Source organism: uncultured Mesonia sp. (assembly GCA_947499595.1).
Classification (GTDB): Bacteria; Bacteroidota; Bacteroidia; order Flavobacteriales; family Flavobacteriaceae; genus Mesonia; species Mesonia sediminis.
Genome location: CANMOY010000002.1, coordinates 332,587 through 352,602 on the forward strand (window position 1 = coordinate 332,587; position 20,016 = coordinate 352,602).

The following is a 20,016-nucleotide window of genomic DNA, read 5'->3' on the forward strand; positions in this document are numbered from 1 at the left end:
TAGATTGAATTTAAACAAGGCAAAAATAACAAAAAATGCCCAATATACTGGGCATTTTTAAAAATCATTATTTTTTCTCTTTGGCTTGAATTTTTTTCAAGGTTTTTACATCCTCTATGAGCTCCTCAATAGCTTCTGGGTCTGTGCCATCATAAAATTTTCTAATGCGACGTTTATTGTCGATTAGAGTGAAGTTCTCGGTATGAATCATATCATAGGGTCCGCCATCTCCTTGAGTTTTGGCTACGCAGTACGATTTTCTAGCCAAATCATAAATTTGTTTTTTGTCACCAGTAACCAGGTTCCATTTACTATCGATAACGCCCTTCTTTTGGGCATAACGCTTAAGTTGAGCCACGGTATCTATATCGGGAGTAACAGTATGCGACAGCAGCATAACTTCATCATCATTTTTATAAACCTCTTGAAGCTTGGCCATATGGTCTGTCATTATTGGGCAAATGGTCTGGCAGGTGGTAAAGAAAAAATCGGCGATATAAATTTTACCGGCATAATCTTCTTGCGTAATGGTGTCTCCGTTTTGATTAATCAATTTAAAATCGGCAATTTTATGGTATTTACGAATGTATTGAACTGTGGTATCAACCAATTCTTTGTTTACCATACTGGGTTGATAAATGGGTAGATTGGGTTCTGGTACTTTAAGTTGGTATATCGCAGTAACTATAATGGCCGAAAGCACAAACATGACTACGGCAAAAAATTTATATTTGGCAAAAAATTGTAGCATCTTTTTTTGTGCAAAATTAAGCAATTTAGGGAGCAAGTGCGCGCTTTATTGTTAAAAATTAATAGCCTTTGCGTTAGGGATAGAGCGGCCTGTTTGAGCTCTTTTGAGGGTGGTTGAACCCGAAAAAAGCGAGTAGCGAAAGCCCGACTTGGAATTTGTTATTGGGCATTCCGTTTCTCATTGAAATAAAAATCGTAAACGAAATTAATAAAGCGTCTTTTTAAGCCAAGAAACGCCCAAAATTTATGAATTTTTAAGGCATAGCTTTACAGGCTATATTTTTTTAAGCCACAAGAAAACAGTACTTTTGTGCGATTTTTATAATGTAGAAAATATGAGTCCATTTGCGATAAAAGCGATACAGTTACTATTAAGCCTTTCATTTTTAATTGTTTTACACGAATTAGGTCATTTTATACCGGCTAAAATTTTTAAAACGCGTGTTGAAAAATTCTTTTTATTTTTTGATGTAAAATTCGCGCTTTTTAAGAAAAAAATTGGCGATACGGTATATGGGATTGGCTGGTTGCCTTTAGGCGGATACGTGAAAATATCTGGAATGATAGATGAGAGTATGGATAAAGAACAGATGGCCGAAGAACCTAAAGAATGGGAGTTTAGGAGTAAACCAGCTTGGCAGAGATTAATTATTATGATTGGTGGGGTTACGGTTAATATCATCTTGGGTTTTCTTATTTATATGATGATACTCTTTGTTTGGGGGAGTAATTATGTTACGCAAGATGGGATACCTAACGGTTTTAGTGTGGCTGAGCCTTTACAAGAATACGGTTTTAAAGATGGTGACCGTATTGTGAGTGTAAATGGCGAAGCCTTAGAGAACCAATTGAGTATTAATAGTTATTTGATGGTTCGCGATGCTAGTGAGGTTGAGGTATTACACCAAGACGGAACTAAGGAAATGCTGCAATTGCCAGAAGATATCGGCGTGCAACTTTTTAAGGCAGGTTTTACCCAGCCTTTTTCGCCTATGGTAAGTAATACAATAGATTCTGTAACCACCGATAGCCCTGCTGATAAAGCCGGACTAAAGGCAGGAGATCGAGTAATTGCATTTAACAATCAGGCAGTAAATAATTTTGCAGAATTCAACCGATATAAAAATGAGACCGAGGCAAAACGAGTTGAGCTTAGTGTATTAAGAGGAGCAGATACTTTGAATTTACCGGTGAACTTAGGAGAAGAGAATATTTTTGGATTGAGAGCGAAACCTTTACCAGTTACTTTTGAAGAACGTACCTACGGTTTGGGCGAAAGTATTTCGCAAGGTTTTTCTTATACTTATTGGACTCTTCACGATTATGTAGCACAGTTTAAGTATGTGTTTACTAAAAAAGGAGCCACTCAAGTGGGAGGTTTTGGTGCAATTGGTAATCTATTTCCAGATGCTTGGGATTGGAGAGCCTTTTGGGGAACCACAGCATTGATTTCAATTATCTTAGCCTTTATGAACATTCTACCAATTCCGGCCTTAGACGGTGGGCACGTGATGTTCTTATTGTACGAAATGATTACAGGACGTAAACCTAACGATAAATTTATGGAGTATGCCCAAATGGTTGGTTTCTTTATTTTAATCGCTTTGGTGCTATATGCCAACGGAAATGATGTGTACCGATGGTTGTTTGAGTAAAAAAAATTAAAAAAAGTTTTGTTCAATTGAAAAAAGCTTTTATATTTGCATCCGCTAAGCAATCATAGCGAAGCAAAATAACCTTCCTCTTTAGCTCAGTTGGTTAGAGCATCTGACTGTTAATCAGAGGGTCCTTGGTTCGAGCCCAAGAAGAGGAGCGAAAAGCCTTACAGCAATGTAAGGCTTTTTTGTTTTTATCCTAATTTGATGTCTTATTACGTATATATTTTGGATCAATCCCATTTTCTGGGTTTTTGAGTATTTAAGCAAATAATTTTTCGAGTCTATACAGGAAGAATTCAGTTCTTCTTACTCCTCGTAATTGAGCTCTAAATGCTTTAATTTTTGCATTAAAAGATTCTGCTGATGCATTTGTACGGATCAATCCCATTTTCTGGGTTTTTGAGGGATCAATCCCATTTTCTGGGTTTTTGATTTTTTAAGCAAATAATTTTTCAAGTCTATACAGGAAGAATTCAGTTCTTCTTACTCCTCTTAATTTTGCTTAAAATACTTTTCAATTCCGGGTAGATGACTCCTTCATAAAGCACTGTATTTTAAACCCTGGACCGTATTTAAATTTTGTTACTCTTTAAACCTTACTTGCTTAAAACTGACTTAGTCTTTAAGTATACTAACTTTACATCAAAGCAAGGTTTAAACCAAATTGTTTCAATTCTGAATCCATATTGAATCTATTATGAGTATACCTAAGTCCACAAAATAGTGGACTCACCGTGGACTCACTGTGGACTCAGTGTGGACTCAGTACGCTTTTGATAGGTATTTGAATTGGAGTAGATTGACTTCATCTGGACTTGAAAGAGAAGGGTGAAAGAGATCTAGCAATGCTCAAATGCCTTCATTGCACGGTTCATTTAAAAAAAAGTTAAAGCCTATGAAAATCGTAATTATTATACTTTATAGATGTGTTAGAAAAGGCTTTTTCGAAAATCAAATTTATTTTTTAAGTTGAATAGAGCTTTTATGTATAACCACGAGTAAATAAGATTTTCATAGCAATAGCTTACATATCAAAACCAAACATTCTACCATAAAACAACATAATTAAAAATGCATCATAGTAATTATGCAAAAATAAATTTGCACAACTCCTAAATACTAAATATATTTGCATCCTAATAATTATGTAATATAAATTATGCAATGTGAGATTGTATCATTAAAATCTATTTTAAGCTATAAAGGCTTGTCTTCTGGATATTCCTTTAGAGGTAAAATTCAGCATACTCACAATGGAGGTGTTCGTGTGATACAGCTTAAAGATTTTGAAAATGACTATACCGCAATTGGGCAAGACTGCACTCTTGTGGAGCGCGAAAAAATAAAAGACAAATACTTCCTTGAAACTGGTGATGTGTTATTCATAGCTAAAGGGACTAACAATTTTTCGCTAGTTTTTGAAGAAATTGATGACACTGCTACTATAGCTTCATCTGCGCTGTTTGTTCTCAAAGTTGACACCAGGTTAGCTAATCCTTTTTACGTAGCCTGGTACCTCAATCAAACTGAGGTCCAAAATTATTTTAAATCTAACGAGACAGGAACCTACACTAAAAGCATTAGTAAGCCTATTTTAGAAGAAGCGCCTATTGCTTTACCGTCATTAGAAACACAACATAAAATAGCCCAAGTAGCCAGTTTACATAATAAGGAACTAGCATTAAGCCATAAAATCATTGCATTAAAAAATCAATTAACAACAACTCAATTATTAAACGCACTATAAAATGTCAAACCAAACAAAACCCACTCAAGAGGAAATAAATGCAGCATTATGGAATGCCTGCGACACATTTAGAGGTGCTTTTGATTCGTCAGAATACAAAAACTACATCCTCGTTTTTATGTTTATTAAATACCTAAGTGATGTCTGGAAAGATCACTATAACGAACTAAAAGAACGCTATGGTGATGATGACGAACTTATACAACGTAAACTAAGAAGAGAGCGTTTTGTATTACCAGACAACTGCACCTTTGATTATATCTATGAGCATAGAAACGATACAGATATAGGTGAGAAAATTGACACCATCTTTGCAAAAATTGAAGAGGCAAATATTGAAAAACTCGATGGTGTTTTTAGAAACATCAGTTTCAACTCAGAAAAGCTGGGTCAAACTAAAGACCGTAACCGTCGTTTAAAAAATCTAATTAACGATTTTGCAAAGCCCGAACTCGATTTCCGTCCATCACAATGGGAAGGTAAACAAGATATTTTAGGTGAAGCCTATATGTACCTGCTAGAAAAATTTGCTTCTGGAGCTGGTAAAAAAGGCGGTGAATTTTTTACACCAAAAGAGGTTTCTAGCCTATTGGCAAAATTAGTAGCTCCGCAAGAAGGAAATCGAATATTTGACCCTACTTGTGGTTCTGGTTCACTACTTATTAAAGTAGCTGAAGAAACAAAAGATAAAGACGGCAATCCGTCTAACGATTTTGCTGTGTATGGTCAGGAGAGTAATGGTGATACCTGGGCACTAAGTAAGATGAACTGTTTCTTGCATAGTATGGATGCTGCACAAATTGAGTGGTGCGATACCATAAACAACCCTAAACTGCTAGAAGGCGATGTTTTAATGAAGTTTGATATTGTAGTAGCAAACCCACCATTTAGTTTAGATAAATGGGGACACGAAAACGCAGAGGCAGATCGCTACAAGCGTTTTATGCGTGGTGTACCACCTAAATCTAAAGGAGACTATGCCTTTATCCTGCATATGATAGAAACTACCTTGCCTACGGGTAAAGTAGGTGTTATTGTACCGCACGGCGTCCTCTTTCGCGGAAGCGCAGAACAAAAGATACGCAAGAAGCTTATAGAAGAAAATCTATTAGAAGCGGTTATAGGCTTACCTACTAATCTATTTTATGGTACGGGTATACCGGCTGCCATTCTCATCTTTAACAAAGCCAAAACAACTAAGGACATCTTATTTATAGATGCCAGTAAAGAATTTGATGATGGTAAAAAGCAGAACGTATTACGTAAGCAGGATATTGAGAAAATTGTAAATACTCATAAAGAGTTTGCTACCGTAGATAAATACAGTGCTGTGGTATCTCCTGCCGAAGTCGCAGAGAATGATTACAACTTAAACATACCGCGCTATGTAGACACTTTTGAAGAGGAAGAACCTGTAGATATTGCAGAGGTTCAAAAAAACATTGAACAACTGGAAGCCCAGCTCGTAGAAGTACGCGCAGAAATGAACAGGCATTTAAAAGAACTAGGGTATTAAAAATGGAAAATAACGAACAAAATAACATCATCATTTACACCAGTTCAGATGGTAAAGCATCGGTAGCTTTATTTGAACGTGATGATAACGTATGGCTCAATCAAAAACAGCTCGCTGAAATTTTTGACACCTCTGTTCCTAATATCAGTATGCATATTAAAAGCATACTGAAAGACAAGGAGTTAAGCCCTAATTCAGTTATTAAGGATTACTTAACAACTGCATCAGATGGTAAAGAATATGAGGTGTCATTCTATGCACTAGAAATGATTCTGGCCATAGGCTATCGTGTACGCAGTAAACGCGGTGTACAGTTTAGACAATGGGCTACACGTAACCTTGCTGAATATATGCGTAAAGGTTTTATTATGGACGACGAGCGTCTTAAAAATCCTGATGGTCGCCCAGATTATTTTGATGAGTTACTAGAGCGTATACGTGATATACGTGCAAGTGAAAAACGCTTTTACCAGAAAGTACGTGACCTTTTTAGTTTAAGTAGCGATTACGACCCTACAGACAAGGCGACACAAATGTTCTTTGCAGAGGCACAAAACAAACTACTTTTTGCAGTAACACGACAGACAGCTGCAGAGCTTATTGTTGCTAGAGCAGATGCACGTAAGCCCAATATGGGATTGACTAACTGGAAAGGTAATGTGGTGCGCAAACAAGATATCACTACTGCAAAAAATTACCTAGTTGCAGATGAGCTAGACAGCCTTAACAGACTCGTAGTTATCTTTTTAGAACAGGCAGAATTACGTGTAAAAAACCAGCAAGACCTTACAATGTCTTACTGGCAAAACAATCTAGACAAGCTCATTGCTTTCAATGAATTTCCTGTACTTAAAACACCAGGAAAAATATCACACAAAGCAATGGAGAAAAAAGTTCGTATGCACTATGTAACTTATGATAAGCTGCGCAAAAAAGAAGCTGCTGAAGAAGCAGACCGTAAGGAACTTGAGGAATTAAAAGCTCTAGCTGAGAAAATTAAAAAGAAAAAATAATATGAAAGCAGTTACAGATAACACCGCTTTCACGAAAGCTTAAATTATAAAGAATATGAATGAAGTTTGGAATTATACATTAGAAATGGCAGGATTGATTGCACAACTATACGCAAACAACCCTAAGTATAATAATGTAAGAGTCTTTATGCCTAACTACGCAAAAAACATTGCTGAAGATTACAAAGAGAGATTGTTAACAGATATAGCGAACATCAATCCTAAATCCGTTGTAGCAATCTTCATTGATGCTTCTCATATACAACTAGAGGAAATCGCAATGCAACCACGTATTGTTTTACACTTTGATCCAAAACGCAAAATTACAGATGTTCATCTTGTAACTGTAGACGACGCTAATTATAAAATAGACACTGTTAGAATGCAGGAGTTATCTCCATCAGATGCTGCAGCTTATTATTATAAACTTTCAAATGATACACAAGAGTATTATGAGCAATACCTATCTAACTAAATAAATGCTTTAAAAACATTTAAACTTAAAACAGAATGACCAAAGTACTAAAACTAGAAACCGAGTTTAAAAAATTCATCCGTAAAGCAGATGAAATTTGCATCGCTGTAGCGATGATAACAGACTATGGCCTATCCTTATTTGATGATAGAGATGAAGACTGTACTTTGGAAATACTGGTAGGATACGATTTACCTACACAACCTAGCGCATTGCAAAAACTAATAGATAATAAAGTTGCAACTAAAATTTATGATGTAAAAAATCATTTCTTTCATCCTAAAGTGTACTTATTTAGAATTAATGAAGAGTGGACGGCGTTTGTAGGTTCTGGTAACTGCACTAAAGGCGGTTTAAATGCTAATATAGAAATGAGTTTAAAAATTGAAGATGAAGATACAGTAGATGATTTATTAAATTGGTACGAGACTTATTACAACTTAGGCACCATACTTACTCAAGAATGGCTCAATGACTATAAACTGTTTTATACAGAACTTAGGGATAAAGAAAAGCAATTACAATCACTTACAAAGCAATTTAAAAAGGCTACTGGTGTAACTAAAGGAGCGGTAGCATTAAAAGATTACGATTTTACAGGCCAGTTTTTTACATTTAAGCATTATGACGCTTTTACAGCACCCAAACCAATCTTAGACGAGCCTGGCCCTATTAAAGAACGACTAGAAGTACGTAATAAATTAGAAGAATTACACAATCGCATCTACCCATTAATAAATAAAAAGGGTTGGGAAATATATGCGCACCACCAGTCACAACACCTTACATCTTCTTTTAGACATAACGAGCGTGCATCGAGCAGCCTTAATGCTATATGGCTACATTACGGTCGCAGTGAGGAAGAACTTGAAGATTATAAAAACCAGTATGGAGATAATATGACATCATTATACCATATGCGTTTAGAGATTTTAATTCTTAAAGACTATTTATGGGTAGAACTGCGTGTGGGAAAAAACGATGGTAGTTATCCAGATAGAGACTACATTAAAAAACAACTTAAAAGCAATCCTGATTTCACAAAACAATATTATCAACTAATTAAAGAGCTTGATAAATCATTTACAATAACCATTGCAGATGAAGAAGTACCTGTAACCGATTTTACAGATGCGACAGATCTTAAAGAATTCACGTTGCAAGACAACCCTAAAATTTATTATTTCAGGATTGGACGTATATATAGACCTGATGACAGAGCAATTTCAGACAACAATATTGTTACCACGATAATGAATGACTTTGAAAAACTATATCCTCTATACCAACTTTTTAAGCACACATTTTAATGAACAATACAGCTATAAACAATACCGCTTTCGCGAAAGAACAAACAAAACCAGGCTACAAAAAAACCAAATTAGGATGGATTCCTGAGGAGTGGAAAATCTTAAAGCTTGAAGATGTTGCTAGATTTAAAAACGGTAAAGGACACGAAAAACTTATTGATGAGGATGGTGATTTTTATCTAGTAAATTCAAAGTTTGTCTCTACAGAAGGACTTGTATTTAAAAAAACTAATTCCCAATTAGTTCCATTAGAAAAAGACAATATTGCTATAGTTATGAGTGATATTCCAAATGGTAGAGCGATAGCTAAGTGTTTTTATGTTAATGAAAGTAATAAATACACTCTAAACCAACGTATTGGTGGGTTAACAACGAAGGGAATAGATAGTAAGTATTTATTTTATAGTTTGAATAGAAATAGATATTATTTAAAATTTGATGATGGGGTTAAACAGACTAATCTAAGAAAACAACAAGTTCTTGATTGCCCTTTACGTATCCCACCACTCCCAGAACAACAAAAAATAGCCAACATCCTCAACACCTGGGACAAAGCTATCGCTGCACAAGAACAGCTCATTGCACAAAAACAAGCACTTAAAAAAGGGCTTATGCAAGCTCTACTTACTGGTAAGAAGCGTTTTGATGGGTTTACTGAGGAGTGGGAAGAGGTGAAATTAAAAGAAGTGTTTACACTAAGTAGTGGTAAAACAAAACCAAAAAACACTTATGAAAAACCTTCAACTAAACACTCAATCCCTGTTTATGGAGGTAACGGTATTAGTGGTTATACTGATTCTATTTTTAGCAAAGGTAAAGTTATTTTGATTGGACGAGTTGGCGAATATTGTGGTGTTGTGCACTATGTTGACAACGATATTTGGATTACAGATAATTGCCTGTATACCAAATCTTTTAGTAAAAAAGATAACATTTTATTTTTCGCTTTTCTGCTTGAATATTATAAACTAGACAGACTTAGAAATAAAGGTGGTCAACCATTAGTTTCTCAAAAGCCCATCCTAAATTTCAAATTGAAAAAACCAAAACTAGAAGAACAAAAGAAAATAGCAGATGTGCTTTCTTCCAAAAACAAAGAAATTGACATCTTAAAGGAAAAAGTTGAGCATTTAAAAACACAAAAACAAGGTTTAATGCAGCAGTTGTTAACTGGTGAGAAAAGGGTGAAAATTTAGGACTATGGCTAAACAAACAAGAAATTTCTTTGTGAGCTATCATCACGATTATGATCAGCAATATGTTGAAGAACTGCGTCAAATAAAACGTGGGATGAAAGTAGCAGATTATTCATTAAAAAATGATATCTCTCACTATTCTGAAGAACAAATTTATAAGGTTATAAGAGATAAAATGCGCTCTTGTTCAGTTACAATTGTCCTTATAGGAGAAAGAACAGGTCATAGAAAATGGATAGACTGGGAATTATGGGCATCTCTTAGAGGCTATAATAACAGTAAAAACCCTAAACGTTCATTCAGACCCAAAGGATTGCTAGCAGTGTACTTACCAGTAGCGAATCATTCTGTTCCAGACCGTTTACAAGCTAATATTGATTCAGGTTACGCAGTCTCAATGAGATGGAAAAATGTTCAACGTGATTTAGAAAGTAAAATCAACTATGCAATTTGGAAACGAGACAATGCTAATCACGAGATAGTCAATAATCTAGAAAGATTAGATAGAAATGCGTTCAACTTTTTAGGATTTAAAATATAATTATGTCAGGTATTAACAGAGCGCACAGCCTCAATGAGAGTAAAGCTAAAATAAACCTATCTATAGGTAAGAAATGTATTTTCATAAGTCATCACAAAAGTGACCTTGAATATTGCAAAAAAATAGCAACTTATATTATGAAAGCTGGTATAGACGTTTATTTAGATGAATATGATTATGATTTAAAACATCAAGTTCAAACTAATAATCCAGCTGGTGTGGTACGTTGTATTAGAAATGGGATTAATAATAGTTCTCATATGTTATGTGTTATTTCACCAAGTACTATAAATTCAAAATGGGTTCCTTGGGAAATAGGTTATGGTTATGATAAAACAACTATTGGAGCACTTACTCTTAAAGGTATTTCTAACAAATCTCTACCTGATTATATAAAAACCGTACCTGTCGTAAGAGGAACAAAATCATTAAACACTTATTTAGCGAGTATTATAGGTAGACCTCAACCAGTCCTAGAGTCTTATGGGTATATAAAAGCACATTCCAATACTATGCATTCGTTGGATAATGTTTTAGACTGGGAATTATAAAAGAGAAATTATGAGTAAAGAATATTTAATATCAAAGCTATCTTTTAGAGATACTGTACAATTAATAGACACTGTCAAAGTTGGTTTAGTAAATGGAAATTCTGTAGGGATATTTGAAACTAAAGACAGGAATTGGCTTGTCAATCAATTTAACTCAGGGCACACCATTGGAGGTGTATATAAGAATGTAAAAGGCTTATGGTATCGCAAAGATGTTTTTAGAGTTGAAAATGATTGTTTTAAATGGGGTTACTCTTTTCCAAAAAACATTTCCAAACGTAATGTATTTGTAAGCTATTATCACAATGATGATCAATTAAAAAGGCAAGAATTTGATAATCTTTTTAGTGATTTAATAATTAATCAATCTGTTATGCTAGACGAGATCAACGGCGAAAATAGTGACGATTATATACATAGATTGATTAATCAAGGTTATATGAAAGACACAACAGTAATTGCTGTTTTGTTAGGTCCCAAGACTAAATGTAGAAAGCACGTTGATTGGGAAATAGGTGGTGCATTAAATAAAAAGGTTGGAGATAGATATGCAGGGTTATTAGGAATTAGACTTCCTTCTCATCCAGATTATGGTTTAGGTGCAACATACAGCGAGCATTATTATTCAGAAAGATTTTATGCAAATATAGAGTCAGGATATGCAGTAGTAATAGATTGGACAGAAGATAGGAAAGAACTTCAGGATGCTATTGAGTTGGCATTCTCGCGAAGAAGTGAGTTAGATAAAATTAAAAACCTAGCAATACCAAGATTAACCAAAAATTTATGCGAATGAAAAAGTTTAAAAGCCCTTTATCAATTTATGTTTTATGGCACCCAGATTTTAAAGAAGGTATAGATTATGCAGAAAGTATATATAAAACTTACAGTGGGGAAAACGGTAACGTAACACACGCCAAATATGACATACCTGTTAATTATAGGTCATTGCCTCATAACAAGGAAACCTTTGCTGAAATACCATTTAATGAGTCTAAAAAAAATGTTCTTATCATTTTGGTGGATGATTATATGTTTAATGACACGAATTGGACAACTGCTATAGATGATTTAATAAAATCAAAACCTAAAAACACAAGAATACTTCCTGTACCATTTAGTAAATACGCATTTGATTTCAACCCAGAGCACTTAAATAATTTTCAATTTATTAAGACAGATGAAAGCCATTTTTATCCAGATAAGAATTCTTTTGATGTTAATAATAGAGTTATTAAATACAGACTACTTGAAAGCATTGCAAAATTTTTATTTAACGTTAAGGAAAAATATGATACTGAAATACACAGTGATCCGCCAATTAAATTATTTATTTCGCACGCCAAGGATGACGGTAAAGATTTAGCGATACAATTTAGAAATCATATTTACAGTAATACTAAACTGAAAGCATTTTTTGACGCTAATGATATAGCAGATGGACATCAATTTGAACAGGAAATAAAAAAACATATAGACCACTCTGCATTTGTAATATTCAATACAGATATATATTCCGATAGAGAATGGTGTAGAAAAGAAATCATTATTGCTAAAAGATATAGATGTCCAATTATAGGTGTAATGGATATTAAAAAAGGAGAAAGAAGAAGTTTCCCTTATAGTGGAAATTTTCCTACTATCACTTGGAACAACAATTTTGAAGAAATTATAAATCTAATTTTATCGCAAATTATCAGCGATAAATACAACGAACTTTATTTGAAATCAATCGTTGAGATGTATGAATTGGAAAAAAAACATAGTTGTTTAGTGCTTCCCAAAGCACCAGAATTATTTAACTATATTGATATAGAGAATCTCAAATCAGACAACAAGAAAGTTAAATCTCTTATTGTTTTATATCCAGATCCACCAATTGGTATAGAGGAACTCAGCTTGCTAAATGATGTAGACAAGAAAATTAAATTTATAACACCTCTTTTATTACCAACATATATTTTATAGATATGAAAAAAGAAAATAAAGTAACTAACAAGGATTTAGATAAGTATGTTGCTGACGAACTAAAAGAAACGTTAAAAGAAAGAGAAGTTCATCTTTTTGACGGTAAAAATGTTGCTATTTCAATTAGCAATAGTCCTGAAATAGAAAATTTAGGTTTCTCATTAAAACATCAAAAAAATCTAATAACTGAGATAACCAGGTTTTTAATAATACACGGTAGTAATTTGATATATGGCGGAGATTTACGTCAAAATGGATACACTAGATTATTCTCAAACTTAATATATCAGTATAGGCCTAGTAAAGAAGCAGGTAAGACTTTTTTTAAAAATTACTTCAGTTTTCCTATTCATCTTAATCTTAAGACTACTGATGTTTTAGAATTTAGAAAAAATGGTGTTTTACCTATAAAAGTTCAGCCACCAGCAAATTTAGATATTGATGAGTCAAAATTCTATCCTCCTGAAGGAAATGATAATCTTTTCATATGGTCAGAAAGTTTAACGAAGATGAGAGAAGAGATGCAAAGTAACACTGATGCTAGAATTTTTACTGGTGGTAGTATGTCCAATTTTAAAGGCAAATATCCTGGTCTTTTAGAAGAATCCACTCTTGCATTAAAAAATGATACACCTGTATATTTTATGGGCGTATATGGCGGCCTAACATCTAGAATCATTGAAGCTCTTAAAGGCAATAAACCACAAGAACTGACAATTGAATGGCAATCATCACAAAACAAAATTTATAAAGAGTTTGTAAGTCACTACAATTCTATAAATAGTGAAGAAAAAATAGATTATAAGTCAAATTTAGAGTTTCTAAACAATTATACTTTAGATAGATTAGCTAAAAACAATGGTTTGTCAGTTGAAGAAAACATAAGACTATTTAGTACAGTTCATACTTCGGAAATAATTTTCCTAATTATGAAAGGACTAAATAAAACATTATCAAAATAAGATGGTAAACTACTCAGAATATAACGACTCTCAAAAACCAGCACTTTCTCTATTACAAAAAATGGGCTGGCAATACATATCACCAGACGAGGTGTTTAAAGCACGTGGTGAGCTATACACTAACGTCATTCTAGATGATATACTAGCAGCTCAGTTAGCTAAAATTAATGCTTTTGAGTACAAAGGAGAAGCCTACCAATTCTCTACTGGTAGTATTCAAGGCGCTATTAACGCATTAAAAAATGTACCTAATGAGGGTTTAGTACAAACTAATGAGCGTGTGTATGATTTAATTACACTAGGCAAAAGTTTTAACGAGACGGTTCAAGGAGACCGTAAAGCCTATACCGTAAACTACATAGACTGGGAATATCCAGAAAATAATGTCTTCCACGTAACAGAAGAATTTGAGGTAGAAGGTCGCAAAGGCAAACGTCGTCCAGATATCGTACTATTCGTTAATGGTATTCCCTTTGTAGTTATAGAGAATAAACGTCGTGATAAAAATGAAGCGCTAGACGAAGCTATTTCTCAAAACATTCGCAACCAAAGAGAGGACGAAGGCATTCCTAGACTGTTTTACTTCGCACAGTTGTTACTAGCAGTACATCCTAATGAAGTAAAGTATGGAGCTACTGGTACCAAAGCCAAATTCTGGAGTGTATGGAAAGAGGATGCAGAACGTGAAATTACCAAGCTACTTAAAAAGAAGACTAATAACACGCTAGCTGAAGAAAGATTAGTTACAGAGCAAGATAAAGGCATTTATGCGCTGTGTAAGCCTGCAAGATTACTCGATTTAACCTATAAATACATCGTTTTTGATGGTCCAGACAAAAAAATATGTCGTTACCAGCAATACTTTGCTGTACAAGAAACCATACAGCGCGTAAAAACTAAAAACAAAGAAGGTAACCGTCAAGGTGGTGTAATTTGGCACACTACAGGTAGTGGTAAGTCATTAACAATGGTAATGCTTTCTAAAGCACTGGCGCTAGATAAGACAATAGAATCACCTAGAGTAATCATTGTAACCGATAGAATAAGCCTAGACAAACAAATATTTAAAACGTTTGTAAACTGTGGTAAAAATGTCAAGAAGGCAAAAAGTGGTAATGACTTAGTAGAGCTATTGCAAGACAAAGGCAATGAAATCATCACTACCATCATTGATAAATTTGAAGTAGCCACAAAACGCGCTTCTTTTAAAGAGGAGTCTCAAAACATATTTGTACTCGTAGATGAAAGTCACCGCAGTCAGTACGGTAGCGCACACGCAAATATGAAGCGTATTGTACCTAATGCCTCATATATTGGTTTTACCGGTACACCTTTAATGAAGTCTCAAAAAAGTACCTCTAAAAAATTTGGTGGTTTTATTCATAAATACACCATAGACCAAGCAGTAAAAGATGGTGCAGTATTACCATTACTATACGAAGGACGCTCTGCAAAATTGAGTATCAACAAAAAACAAATAGATAAAGGCTTTGAGCGTCTAGCAGCACCGCTAAATGAAGAAGCGCGTAAAGATTTAAAAAAGAAGTTTGCCACCATAGCCAAGATCTACGAGTCTGATAATGTGATTGAAGAAATAGCCTATGACATTTCAGAACATTTTCGAGACAATTGGAAGAACACAGGTTTCAAAGCACAGTTAGCAGTTCCTAGAATAGATGTAGCCATCAAATACCAAAAGTATTTTGAAGCGCAAACAGATCCTTCTCTTAGAATTAATACACGTGTAGTTTTCACACCACCAGATAGCAGACAAGATAACGATGATGTGTGGTCAGAAAGCTCTAGCGAATCGCAAAAATATTGGAAACAAATCTTAGAACGCCATAATGACCAAGAAGCGTATGAAACAGATGTAATTCAGCGTTTTAAAGAAGATAGCAAGGAGGTTGAACTTATTATCGTAGTCAGCAAATTATTAACTGGCTTTGATGCACCTAGAAACACGGTACTATATTTAGCAAAACCACTAGTGGCACATAACTTATTGCAAGCTATTGCAAGAGTAAATCGTCTATTTGAAGGTAAAGAGTATGGCCATATTATAGACTACGTAGGTATTTTAGGAAAACTTGATGAGGCACTAACAGAGTACAGTGCTTTAGAGGATTTTGATGAAGAGGACTTAAAAAACACCGTAGTCGATGTAAAAGATGAAATACGTAAAGTTCCTATACGTCACGCAGAGGTTTGGGATATTTTTAAAGAGGTTTATGACAAAAAAGATATTGAAGCGCTAGAAAGGCACATAGCAGATAAAGACATTCGTGATCAGTTTTACGACCGTGTTTCTGCATTTGCTAGAATACTCCAAACCGCATTAGCTTCAGACGACTTTTATAATGAATTTACAACAGAGCAAATTGGCTTTTATAAAAGCGAATTAAAGAAATTCCAAAGTTTACGTCTATCAGTGCAATTCCGTTATGCCGAGAAAGTATCTTATAAAGAATACGAACCACGTGTACGTAAGCTATTAGATACTTATATAGATGCCGACAATGTACAAGTACTATCTCGTGATGTAAATATTTTTGACAAAAATATGGTACAAGAGGCATTAGAAAGTTATGGCAAAACACCAGCTTCTAAAGCAGACTTTATAGCCCACCAAATGAAAAAAGTCATCACAGAAAATATGGAGAAAGATGAGGCTTTTTACAAAAAATTCTCAGAGTTGATAGAGCAAACCATTAAAGACTTTTACGATGGTAGACTTACTGAAAAAGAATACCTCGAGGCAATGCAAAAAACAAGAGACGACCTAGAGAACGGCTATCAAGAAGGTATTCCAAATGCAGTACAAAACAACCCAAGAGCGAGAGCTTTTTACGGAGCTTTAAATGAAGTACTCAACAAAAAACTGGATAAAGAAATTAGCAAACAAAAAGTTGCAGAGGCAGGAGTTGAAATTGAAGAGATTGTAAACAGTCTTATCATCACAGATTGGAAAAAGAATGTCGACATTCAAAACAAAATGGAAAATCAAATAGAAGATTATTTGATTGGTAAAAGAAGCCAATTAGGTATTGAAATCAGTTTTGATGAAATCGATGCCATATTAATCAAGTGCTTGCGTGTAGCTAAAAACAATTTCTAATGAGAAGTATACAATACGGCACCAAAGAAATCTTTTACGAGCTGCAGCGGTCTAAGCGCAAAACCTTAGCTATTGAGGTACATCCAGATAGCTCTGTTCATATCATTGCTCCAGAAGATAGTTCTGTAAAAGATATTGATTTAAAAGTCGAAAAAAGAGCATCCTGGATTATCAAACAACAACAATACTTTGAACAATTTCTACCACGAACTCCAGAGCGACAATATATCTCTGGTGAAACTCACTTTTATCTTGGTAAATCCTACCTTTTAAAAGTGATTGCCGGCAACAAGAATCAAGTAAAACTTAAAGCGGGTAGATTACAAGTAACCTGTAAAGAAACAACTAATCAAGAATTGGTAAAAAAACTATTGGCAAAATGGTATTATGAGCACGCCGAAAAGAAATTCAACAAAATAGCTATCGACGCTTTCGCGAAATTTAAAGAGTACGATATCAAAATGCCCACAATTGAAATTAGAAGAATGGCTAAACGCTGGGGAAGCTGTAATACAATAGATAAAGTCACCATCAATCCTGAAATTATAAAAGCTTCTTCTAAATGTATTGAGTATGTTTTGATCCACGAAATGTGCCATCTTGTAATACCAAAACACAATAAAGAGTTTTACAATGTCTTGACTTCCATAATGCCTAATTGGAAAAAGTGGAAGGATAAGTTAGAGAATAAGTTATCATAACGCCACACTTCCAGCACTTACTCATTCATTCCTTTCGCAAGCTACATTCATTCACTCGCAAAAGCTTTACGTTCGTGCGCAATACTAGTTATGTCCACTACGCACCTACCTATCGGATAGACGCTCCATTACCATAATCAGTATTTTTAGCCAAAGCATGCTAAGTAAATGGCACATTCCTTAAGCAAATTCAACAGTAAATTAGTATTTCAAACTATAGAAATTTTATAGCAATAGTCTTGGAGGAGGTCATTCGCTTAATTACAAGGCTAAACGATTGTTGTTACCAATTTGGTACCTGATAAATTAGTTGATAGAAGAAGTAGTTGTGCTTACTCTACTTTTTATGCATCTTTTTATAAAAGTACTATAGATCTTGTTTTCAATTTTTTTTTATAATTTGTTTATTATTATTATTATTATTATTGCTTTATGAATAATTATAAAATTCATTAAAATTATGAAAAAAATAATTGTATTTCCCATTTTAGTGCTTAGTGCATTTTTTATAGCTTGTGAATCAGAACAGGAATTAATTCCAGCATCCAACACGGTAGAAGTAGTGCCAGCAGAAGAGTTTAAGATTTTTCCTTTGTCTATAAACCTGCCAGATAATTTTCTTGAATCTACCTACGACTTAAGTGAGCATGATTTAGATACTTTAATTTCTTCTTGGGTAGAAGAATTGTATGCCCTAGATTTCGCCCCAGAGTCAGAATCGTATTATATCGGTTTTGAATTCACTATTGATGATAATATTCTGACTTTAAAACCAGCTACCAGTGCAGGACTAGCGAATACCAAAGATGCTGAGCAGAAAAATGCCTGGAAAAAAATGGCTACATTCGAGGATAATGAAATTATGCAAAAAAAGGTTGCCAAAGCAGCTCGCAAATTGGCTGAAAATTCTTCAACAACAAAATCCTTAAACATAAGGGTTAAGCGCACTCCAAATCAAATCATGATTGAAAGTAAATCATAAATTAAATTAGATTTCAATTGATTAAAATCCGCTTAAAGCGGATTTTTTAGTAGCGGCTGCTGGGTAATTCTTTTTGTTACTTCTAAAAACAAATCAAATTTACCTGCTTTATTTTAGGTAAATTTTAACATTAGCTTATATTTGCGGGTTTTACATAAATAAAACCAAATGAAAAAATTAATACTTGCCAGTTTGCTGCTTTTTTGCTGCCAAATTGCTTTGAGTCAAACACAGTATTTGCCCGGTTATATCGTAAATAATTCTGGGGTAAAGCAACAAGTTGAAATCCGTGATGAAGACTGGAAGGCTACGCCCACTTCTATAAAATACAGAAACACTCCAACAGGAAAAGTGCAGTCAGCCGAAATAAAAAATCTGTTGGCATTTGGCCTGAATCATGGACGTAGATTTGAAAGACATACGGTGCAAATCGATCGAAGCACAGATAATTTAAATATATTAAGTCACGTGCGACAATCTAAGCTTGAAGAAGCTACCTTAATTTTGGAACTGCTGGTTTCGGGTAAAGCAAAGTTGTATTATTATGAATCTGGGAACTTAAGACGCTTTTTTTATGCGAAGACAGATGGTAGGGTAGAGCCGCTGATTTATAAAAAGTATTACGATCAGTATGATCGCATCACTACTAATAATAGGTACCAGCAACAATTATTTAATCATATGCGTTGCGAACAAATTTCGACTAAAGAAATCACCAGATTAGATTATAAGAAAAGTGATTTGATGAACTATTTTATAAAGTATAATGCTTGTTTTGAGTCAGATGCGACTAAGACTAATAAGGATGTGCCAAAATTAGAAAAAACAACCAATTATACCTATGACCTAGAGAAGGAAACTAAAGATAAAGCATACTTATTCTTGGGTATAAAACCTGGTTTTAGAAATTCATCTTTCGAAATTACTGGTGCACCGCTTATAGGTGATGCGCGTAAGCCAAAATTTGATGATCAAACCAGTTTTACCGCTGGGATTGAAATTGAATATGTCTTACCTGTTCACAACAACAAATGGGCGGCTTTTGTAGAGCCAACTTTTTTTCAGCGTTTTAAGGGGAGTAAAACCATTGAGGGCTACATAAATGAGGTAAGCTACAACTCAATTGAAGTCATATTTGGAGGGCGGCATTATTTTTATTTAAACAAAGAAGCTAAATTATTTCTAGAGGCAGGCTTTATTGTAGATACACCTTTTTCAGACTCAGAAGTTAGTTTTGACGGGCAAAGACCTGCTTTGACTGTGCAATCGGGTACAAGTTTTTCATTGGGAGCTGGTTTTAAGTATAACAACCGTTACAGTATAGCCGTTCGCTATCAGACCCCAAGAGACATACTCCGAAATTATATGACCTGGGATAGTGAATATAGCAATATCGGTGTAGTACTAGGCTATCATTTTAGCTTGTTGAAATAAAAAAATAACACTCTTCACAATTTAAAAGCCAACCGCTCAAGGTTGGCTTTTTATATTTATTATCTATACTACTCCTTCAATTTCGTTTTTAATG

Annotated in this window: 17 protein-coding genes, 1 tRNA gene and 1 pseudogene; 17 read left to right on the plus strand and 2 right to left on the minus strand. The window is 34.3% G+C overall.

Going from position 1 to position 20,016, the window contains the following annotated elements; all coding sequences use genetic code 11:
* Positions 1-67: 67 nt before the first annotated feature.
* Positions 68-751 (minus strand): SCO family protein, encoded by a 684-nt coding sequence (locus ACH2AZ_RS03735; protein ID WP_394906700.1) that lies wholly within the window; start codon positions 749-751, stop codon positions 68-70.
* 334 nt (positions 752-1,085) lie between these two features.
* On the opposite strand from ACH2AZ_RS03735, the gene rseP reads away from it, so the two are divergent.
* Both rseP and ACH2AZ_RS03745 read left to right on the plus strand, forming a co-directional pair.
* Positions 1,086-2,405 (plus strand): RIP metalloprotease RseP, encoded by a 1,320-nt coding sequence (rseP, locus tag ACH2AZ_RS03740; protein ID WP_394906701.1) that lies wholly within the window; start codon positions 1,086-1,088, stop codon positions 2,403-2,405.
* A gap of 84 nt (positions 2,406-2,489) precedes the next feature.
* A tRNA-Asn gene (locus tag ACH2AZ_RS03745) sits at positions 2,490-2,563 on the plus strand.
* Positions 2,564-2,667: 104 nt separating this feature from the next.
* Here the strand turns inward: ACH2AZ_RS03745 and ACH2AZ_RS03750 are convergent.
* Positions 2,668-2,781 (minus strand): annotated as a pseudogene (locus ACH2AZ_RS03750) (transposase); the annotation flags it as partial.
* A 786-nt stretch (positions 2,782-3,567) separates the two neighbouring features.
* On the opposite strand from ACH2AZ_RS03750, the gene ACH2AZ_RS03755 reads away from it, so the two are divergent.
* From ACH2AZ_RS03755 to ACH2AZ_RS03825, 15 genes are all read left to right on the plus strand, one after another.
* Complete coding sequence (locus ACH2AZ_RS03755; RefSeq protein WP_394906702.1) at positions 3,568-4,155, plus strand: restriction endonuclease subunit S; 588 nt, start codon at positions 3,568-3,570, stop codon at positions 4,153-4,155.
* A gap of 1 nt (position 4,156) precedes the next feature.
* Positions 4,157-5,671: a type I restriction-modification system subunit M gene (locus tag ACH2AZ_RS03760; protein ID WP_394906703.1), complete on the plus strand. Its 1,515-nt coding sequence runs from the start codon at positions 4,157-4,159 to the stop codon at positions 5,669-5,671.
* Between the two features lie 2 nt (positions 5,672-5,673).
* A complete protein-coding gene (locus ACH2AZ_RS03765) occupies positions 5,674-6,684 on the plus strand; it encodes a virulence RhuM family protein (RefSeq protein ID WP_394906704.1) in 1,011 nt (336 codons plus the stop codon).
* Between the two features lie 148 nt (positions 6,685-6,832).
* Positions 6,833-7,159, plus strand: a complete 327-nt coding sequence (locus ACH2AZ_RS03770) for a hypothetical protein (RefSeq protein WP_394906705.1) — start codon at positions 6,833-6,835, stop codon at positions 7,157-7,159.
* A 35-nt stretch (positions 7,160-7,194) separates the two neighbouring features.
* The gene (locus ACH2AZ_RS03775) at positions 7,195-8,469 is read left to right on the plus strand and encodes a phospholipase D family protein (protein ID WP_394906706.1); all 1,275 of its coding nucleotides are present in this window, start codon (positions 7,195-7,197) and stop codon (positions 8,467-8,469) included.
* Positions 8,469-9,665, plus strand: a complete 1,197-nt coding sequence (locus ACH2AZ_RS03780) for a restriction endonuclease subunit S (protein WP_394906707.1) — start codon at positions 8,469-8,471, stop codon at positions 9,663-9,665. The genes ACH2AZ_RS03775 and ACH2AZ_RS03780 overlap by 1 nt, the downstream gene beginning before the upstream one ends.
* A gap of 4 nt (positions 9,666-9,669) precedes the next feature.
* Positions 9,670-10,206, plus strand: coding sequence for a TIR domain-containing protein (locus ACH2AZ_RS03785; protein WP_394906708.1), 537 nt, complete (start codon positions 9,670-9,672; stop codon positions 10,204-10,206).
* 2 nt (positions 10,207-10,208) lie between these two features.
* Positions 10,209-10,757 (plus strand): toll/interleukin-1 receptor domain-containing protein, encoded by a 549-nt coding sequence (locus ACH2AZ_RS03790; protein WP_394906709.1) that lies wholly within the window; start codon positions 10,209-10,211, stop codon positions 10,755-10,757.
* Positions 10,758-10,767: 10 nt separating this feature from the next.
* Entirely contained in the window at positions 10,768-11,553 is a 786-nt protein-coding gene (locus tag ACH2AZ_RS03795) for a TIR domain-containing protein (RefSeq protein WP_394906710.1), read from the plus strand.
* Entirely contained in the window at positions 11,550-12,725 is a 1,176-nt protein-coding gene (locus tag ACH2AZ_RS03800; RefSeq protein WP_394906711.1) for a toll/interleukin-1 receptor domain-containing protein, read from the plus strand. Before ACH2AZ_RS03795 ends, ACH2AZ_RS03800 begins: the two co-directional genes overlap by 4 nt.
* A gap of 2 nt (positions 12,726-12,727) precedes the next feature.
* Positions 12,728-13,687 (plus strand): hypothetical protein, encoded by a 960-nt coding sequence (locus ACH2AZ_RS03805; protein WP_394906712.1) that lies wholly within the window; start codon positions 12,728-12,730, stop codon positions 13,685-13,687.
* A 1-nt stretch (position 13,688) separates the two neighbouring features.
* The gene (locus ACH2AZ_RS03810) at positions 13,689-16,805 is read left to right on the plus strand and encodes a type I restriction endonuclease subunit R (RefSeq protein ID WP_394906713.1); all 3,117 of its coding nucleotides are present in this window, start codon (positions 13,689-13,691) and stop codon (positions 16,803-16,805) included.
* Positions 16,805-17,506, plus strand: coding sequence for a M48 family metallopeptidase (locus ACH2AZ_RS03815; protein ID WP_394906714.1), 702 nt, complete (start codon positions 16,805-16,807; stop codon positions 17,504-17,506). Before ACH2AZ_RS03810 ends, ACH2AZ_RS03815 begins: the two co-directional genes overlap by 1 nt.
* Before the next feature lie 460 nt (positions 17,507-17,966).
* On the plus strand, positions 17,967-18,488 hold the full coding sequence (locus ACH2AZ_RS03820) for a hypothetical protein (protein ID WP_394906715.1): 522 nt from the start codon (positions 17,967-17,969) through the stop codon (positions 18,486-18,488).
* 168 nt (positions 18,489-18,656) lie between these two features.
* Positions 18,657-19,922: a hypothetical protein gene (locus tag ACH2AZ_RS03825; RefSeq protein ID WP_394906716.1), complete on the plus strand. Its 1,266-nt coding sequence runs from the start codon at positions 18,657-18,659 to the stop codon at positions 19,920-19,922.
* The last annotated feature ends 94 nt before the right edge of the window (positions 19,923-20,016 follow it).